Annotated in this window: 6 protein-coding genes; 2 read left to right on the plus strand and 4 right to left on the minus strand. The window is 36.0% G+C overall.

The genetic code is table 11. The annotated features are described in order from the left end of the window. Positions 1 to 6: 6 nt before the first annotated feature. Positions 7 to 1170, plus strand: coding sequence for a hypothetical protein (locus tag Arg41_RS07755; protein WP_092490766.1), 1164 nt, complete (start codon positions 7 to 9; stop codon positions 1168 to 1170). Here the strand turns inward: Arg41_RS07755 and Arg41_RS07760 are convergent. The 4 genes from Arg41_RS07760 to Arg41_RS08085 all read right to left on the minus strand — a co-directional run bounded on the left by Arg41_RS07760 (position 1145) and on the right by Arg41_RS08085 (position 5359). Further along, positions 1145 to 1960 (minus strand): hypothetical protein, encoded by an 816-nt coding sequence (locus Arg41_RS07760; RefSeq protein ID WP_092490767.1) that lies wholly within the window; start codon positions 1958 to 1960, stop codon positions 1145 to 1147. The genes Arg41_RS07755 and Arg41_RS07760 overlap by 26 nt on opposite strands. A 266-nt stretch (positions 1961 to 2226) precedes the next feature. Continuing rightward, on the minus strand, positions 2227 to 2364 hold the full coding sequence (locus Arg41_RS08080; protein WP_157722344.1) for a hypothetical protein: 138 nt from the start codon (positions 2362 to 2364) through the stop codon (positions 2227 to 2229). A gap of 313 nt (positions 2365 to 2677) precedes the next feature. Beyond that, a complete protein-coding gene (locus Arg41_RS07765; protein WP_092490768.1) occupies positions 2678 to 3250 on the minus strand; it encodes a hypothetical protein in 573 nt (190 codons plus the stop codon). 1008 nt (positions 3251 to 4258) lie between these two features. Continuing rightward, the gene (locus Arg41_RS08085) at positions 4259 to 5359 is read right to left on the minus strand and encodes a hypothetical protein (protein WP_157722345.1); all 1101 of its coding nucleotides are present in this window, start codon (positions 5357 to 5359) and stop codon (positions 4259 to 4261) included. Positions 5360 to 5391: 32 nt separating this feature from the next. Here Arg41_RS08085 and Arg41_RS07785 point away from each other — a divergent pair. Then, positions 5392 to 6378 (plus strand): hypothetical protein (locus Arg41_RS07785; protein WP_157722346.1); only part of this gene is annotated, 987 nt, incomplete at its 3' end.

Raw genomic sequence — 6378 nt, forward strand, 5'->3', positions numbered from 1 at the left:
CGCTTATTGACCGACAACATTACACAAACTTATGATCACACGCCACCGTTGGTAGCAAATGAGACGGGAATAGTTAGAAATGAAACTGCACTAAAAAATATTGAAGTTAGGATTAATCTATCTCAGTTAGTGATGATTAGGGAGAGATTGTGTCCGATGAACGTTACTCTGGAGCAAGATTGTTTCAATAGACCAGATGTTCTTGAACTTTTTCTAGCACAAGATATTGCTCCGTTTGTTTTGTCAGAAGTAGTGTGTGATGAGGTGCTGTCATCCATTGAGGTTGTTACTGCTATAGGGAGTTCAAGTAGAAAGAGATACCTGGAAAATTGCAAAAATCCTGAGCATAATTTTGCCTTTTCTGGGGCGAAATCTGCGTCCACAAAAAATAAAGTTAGACGATATCGGCCTGTCAACATTGCTCTTGTGTCTGATGGAGTAAATACTACCGAATCAACCCCCCTTCCAGGCATTACTGTTACTTCTGCCAAATGTTTTCGTCAGTATGGAGATCTGTTGGGTAATTTCTGCCGCGATGAGACCCATAACACAGAAAGTGTGATTTGTAAGGAAAATTTACCTAAGAACTTGCGTGAATGTGTAGAGGGAAGCCGAGTAGGTTACCAACTTGGACAGTTGGCTCCTGGATCAAAGGTTATGGATCTGAGGGCAGTTTTTTACCAAACAACGAGAGGCAAATCTATGGTTCGGCAATTGTCCGAGACTAATGTTTTGGCTTCTATCAATGCTGTTTTAGAGCAGTCTTCCGATGATAGACCTTCTTCAATTTATATTGTTGCGCCTTTAGAGCAAATGACAGAATGTTACTTCAATACTCCTGCTATGGCTCGAGCTGTGCAACAGGCAAGGAGGGAGGGGATAAAGATCTTTGGGCAGGTTCCCACTTTTGGTATGAATATGTTTCCTCTAGGAGTTAGAGAGGTTATTTCTATTGAAGAAGCACTGGAAGTTGAAACTAGTTTGGGCTTTACTACAACAACAGAAATTGCAACTACAGGTGTTTCTATAACCACTGAAGCCCAAACAACAGAACCTACTATTGCATCTACTGAAGGAGCAACTACAGTAAAAGTTACTACTGCCTCTACGGAAATTGCTACTACAACTGCAGATGTTCCTACAACTACGGAATTAGAGGATTTCTCATAATAATCATTACAATCAAAGATAATATTGTGCAGACGATGATTAATACAGTTGCTCTTAAGACCGTTCTGTCTGTCGTAGTGGAGTTTACATGTTCAGATATACTAACATCATTACCGAATTGGTTATATGGGCAATTGATATATGAGGTATCAGAATCTCTGATGAGCGCTGAAGTATTAGCAAGCTGATTTCTTGAATGTTCGTTAAAATAGGTTATATTTTGAATTCTTGTACATGCGTTCAGTATGATTCTTTCTACACTTGAGTACCTAAGTTCAATTTCCGTGATGTTGGTTGCGTTAGCGGAGTAGAATGTTTCATTGTGAATAATTGTTTCAATGCGACCGAAGTTATGATTTCCTAATATAATATCATCTAGACTTACTCCTGCTTCTTCAACTTCAGATCTTATGTCTACTCCGTGAGAAATAAGATTTCTTTCTCCTAGGCTAAGTAGTCCTCTTAGCAAGCAGAGCATATTACTGTATTTCATATACAATTCCATCACTTTGACTAAAAAGGCATCCCCTGCTCTCGCAGCACTACCCGTTACCGTGCTTATTATAGAAATTATCAGTGATGTTCTTAGGGCTCTTATGCAGAATGCGCTCACAGACGAAGAACCTACAGCTGTAACATTTGTTCTCTCCAAAGATGATATTTGTCCTGGAGTTTCATCTCCTTCCGTTGAGACATTTCCATTTTCTGTGCTGGACTCATCTTGTTCTTCTGATTCATTGTCGTTTTCGTCTGTGCTTGAGATTTGCAAATTTCTGATGTTATTGAACACAATTATTTCCTCTAATAGCTCTGGTATAATACGATTCGGTACTGTTAGCTTTTACTTGTCTTCGAATATTTACAATCTGTGATGCGGTTCTACATAATAGTTTCTCCTGAAAGTTTTTAGTACATGCTTGAGTATGATAGCTATTATATTAATAACTAAGAATAATAACTAAGAACTTTTTTGTAAACTCATAATTGGCGTAATTTGATTCATATAAGAAATTTTATTTTGTAAGTAAAAAATACTTATTTATGATTGGTTTATTTTTAAGTGTTAAGTGATTTATTTGAGATACCGTATATCATTCTAGATTCATCTACTACATCTACTACTGTTTCTTCAATGTCTTCAACGATGGTGTTGGGTAAATCACTAATGTCAATGCATCCATTTCCTATTGCCATAAACCCACCTTTCCCAGAGTATACTCTCCCATATTATAATCATCACCTTTATACTCGATTGTCGCATTCAAGCGAGTAAAGCAGTAAATAATAATTACCAGATAGAATGGAACTTAGCCTCAGTTTGTTATAAGTGTGTCTTCTGATTCAGAACAACATGATGCAATTAACGATGATCTGTCTATTATTTCCTAGTACCAATTTGTTTTCATGGATTAGGAGCAAGTACGTTCTATGTTGAATATATGAGATATTTCTTACTAGCTTAGTGTAAAATTACCATCATTTTTAGTTTCTCTTGATATTATTGTTGCTATCTGTTGGCTGGTTGATTTACTTCTACAAATCTACTTATTTCATGTCTTTCTGAAGAATATAGAAAAACTTGGAGGGTACAGAAAATTGGTAACATTAAGAAAGACAAGCCAATTACTATGATGTCACATGCCTTTATTTTCGATTCTTTTTTATTTAGGCAAAATGGGTACATGGAAACTATTATCAAAGAGATACTTAATGCCGTGAAAAAAAGAAGAATACTACGACATCTGAGATAGGAGAGGGTAATGCTATTTCTATATGTTATTCTATACTCTGCATTTGCGATGGCACGGTTTGTCCTAGCTGTTCTAGCAATGGTTGGTGTTTTCGGTGGAGTCGCAGAAATCGTCTCTGCCTCAGCTATTACCACTACTTCTTCTTCGCTTAGGCTAATTTTGTCTAACATGGCGTTATCAATATCTATGCAGGTCTCTTCTTCTGTTAGATGATCAGCATCATCGCTATCAGAGAGCGTAAGCTCCGTTGTTATTTTCTCCATTTCATAGGCAGAGATTTCTTCTAGCATTGCACAATCGACAGCAACACATCGATTTCCCGTTACCATAAATTTATTTTCCTAGGAACCGATGTGACAATTTAAAATAACTAACACAAAGGCAGGTTAATCAATCGAGACAATCCTATTGTATCATATATGCATATGCCATAAAACTACAGGGAAAGAAAGGTTTATGGTTCCGCTTTATGACGGCCATGACCAGCATTTTGTTGGCACATTAAATTACAACAATACTAAAATTGCACTGATCAAAAGCACTACACCGGCACGAAGCAAACGCGATTTGCATGATACCCACAAGCCTCAACCTATAAAACTGCATTTGGTAGATCCAATGCCACAAAATCAAAAAACACATGATATGGAGACAACCCAATTACCTCAATTACAAGAACTATTTAAAGAAGATGAAATTTGGGATTTTGACTTTAATCCTCTGCTAAATCTTATTACGGTACGACTATCTCCTGGGATTCTAGTTGGTTTGCAAATGAGTCTAAACCCAATAGGAGAGTGGCATAAAAGCATGCAGCTTCTAGGAGTCGGAAGTGAAATATGGGAAGGTTTACAAAAAAATGAAGCCCCAGAAAACTACATAAAAAAGAAATTAGAAAGCTTGTTCTTGAAATACGGAACACCAAAACAACGTTTCTTTCCAGTAACAGCTCCGGAAACATCTAATGCTACCGAAGGAAGCACACAATCGGTAATGTGGTGTGACACTATAAATGTACAAATATTCAAAATAGACTGGAGTTTAGTAAAAGCAGATTCACCAATAGGAGAAACTGTCTTAGAAAAAACACCTCGAGTCTATCAAGTAATTGGGTATAGCCAAGAAGAACGACAACTACTATATGCAACAGCATTAGCAAAAAACACCCCTCTAGACCTTTTAGCTTCTATACCTATAGGTGACAATAAAGAAAACAGCAACAAAGCTTTGAAGTTTTTTTCGTTACAAGATATGGGCAACAAACGTTTTCTTGGCAAACTTTGGCAAAGCGACGAAGGAAAAATACTATATAAAATACCCCCGCTCCCTGGAATAGATCACTTGATGCTATTACCGCAAAACAAGAGGGAAGATGAAACACCAGCAGTAGAATTAACAGTACCAAAAGAAGCTATGGAGTATTTAACATCAATAACACTAGTAACTAATCCAGTTGTTTGATCTATTACTTCTGGCGCCATAGAGGTAGCTTTCATAACTGATGATGTAACAACAGCTGTTGTTGAATTCGTGGCTTCCGGTACCATAGTTGTTGATTTGATAATTTCTGATGTAGAATCCAATATTAATTCTTTTACTGCAGAATTTGTAGTGCTAGATGCCAAAGTGATGGCAGTATTTATAGTATCTGTATCCACAGTTGTTGATTTAATAATTTCTGATGCAGAATCCAATATTAATTCTGTTACCGCAGCATTTGTAGTGCTGGGCGCCAAAGTGATTGCAGTACTGATAGTATTTGGCTCCATAGTTGTTGACTGTGTAAGCATATATTCTCTGTCTGTATCTTCCGGATAGCCTATATATTCGCTAATGCTATTACAACAGGTAACAAAATTTTCAATTCTAGGATAATATCCGCCATCGCAAAATTCAGTACTCTCTGAAATACAAAATTTGTTAGTCAAGTTACTATAAGGCTCATGAGATTCATACTCATCAATGAAATATTTTTCCATAGCTATCAATTGGCCAATGAGATCTGATTCATCAGTAGAAATGCGAGAAAAATTGCGAGGAATACGTAAAGGAAAACTAAAACTAAAAGCGCTTTCTTTTCTTCTGGATACTATTGTATCCACTGCTTCATCAAAATCATCTTTGACAATACCACGAGTAATTCCGTTGCTATCTACTGCAAGAATTCTGCAAACATATTTTCCTATATCACATAATTTAATTCGAATATAATAATTGCTGCCATTTTCTCCCTTAACGCTTTCTAATGTACTAATTATAGCAAGTGAAGTTGCCATAAAATTATTAACCAATGATCTACTAGGCAGGGATGTATTAAGTGAAGAATAGTTACTTAATGTTCTAAAATCTTTTTCCTGTTTCGTAAGAATAACTGTTGTCAATTCACCTTCCTCTGCAACTTCATTGTTGCTTTGATGCTCAACATTATAGTTACTCAAACAATTAATGCATTTATAAATGTATTAATTGTTTGAGTAACTATAATGTTGAGTATCAAAGCAACAATGAAGTTGCAGAGGAAGGTGAATTGACAACAGTTATTCTTACGAAACAGGAAAAAAATTTTAGAACATTAAGTAACCATTCTTCACTTAATACATCCCTGCCTAGTAGATCATTGGTTAATAATTTTATGGCAACTTCACTTGCTATAATTAGTACATTAGAAAGCGTTAAGGGAGACAATGGCAGCGATTATTATATTCGAATTAAATTATGTGATATAGGAAAATATGTTTGCAGAATTCTTGCAGTAGATAGCAACGGAATTACTAGTGGTATTGTCAAAGCTGCTTTTGATGAAGCAGCGCAGCTTATATACGACTCAGGAAAAGAAAGCGCTTTTAGTTTTAGTTTTCCTTTACGTATTCCTCGCAATTTTTCTGGCATTTCTACTTATGAATCAGATCTCATTAAACAATTGATAATTATAGAAAAATATTTCATTGATGAGTATAAATCTCATGAGCCTTATAGTAACTTGACTAACAAATTTTGTATTTCAGAGAGTACTGAATTTTGCGATGGCGGATATTATCCTAGAATTGAAAATTTTGTTACCTGTTGTGATAGCATTAGCAAATATATAGGCTATCCGGAAGATACAGACAGAGAATATATGCTTACACAGTCAACAACTATGGAGCCAAATACTATAAGTACTGCAATCACCTTGGCGCCCAGCACTACAAATGCTGCGGTAACAGAATTAATATTGGATTCTGCATCAGAAATTATCAAATCAACAACTGTGGATACAGATACTATAAATACTGCCATCACTTTGGCATCTAGCACTACAAATTCTGCAGTAAAAGAATTAATATTGGGTTCTACATCAGAAATTATCAAATCAACAACTATGGTACCGGAAGCCACGAATTCAACAACAGCTGTTGTTACATCATCAGTTATGAAAGCTACCTCTATGGCGCCAGAAGTAATAGATCAAACAACT

The sequence above is a fragment of the Candidatus Ichthyocystis hellenicum genome (assembly GCF_001460935.1).
Classification (GTDB): Bacteria; Pseudomonadota; Gammaproteobacteria; order Burkholderiales; family 2013Ark19i; genus Ichthyocystis; species Ichthyocystis hellenicum.

Excerpts from the sequence above, each read along its gene's own strand:
- Arg41_RS08080 (WP_157722344.1), bottom strand. The coding sequence starts at position 2,364 with ATGGCAATAGGAAATGGATGCATTGACATTAGTGATTTACCCAACACC.
- Arg41_RS07765 (WP_092490768.1), bottom strand. The coding sequence starts at position 3,250 with ATGGTAACGGGAAATCGATGTGTTGCTGTCGATTGTGCAATGCTAGAA.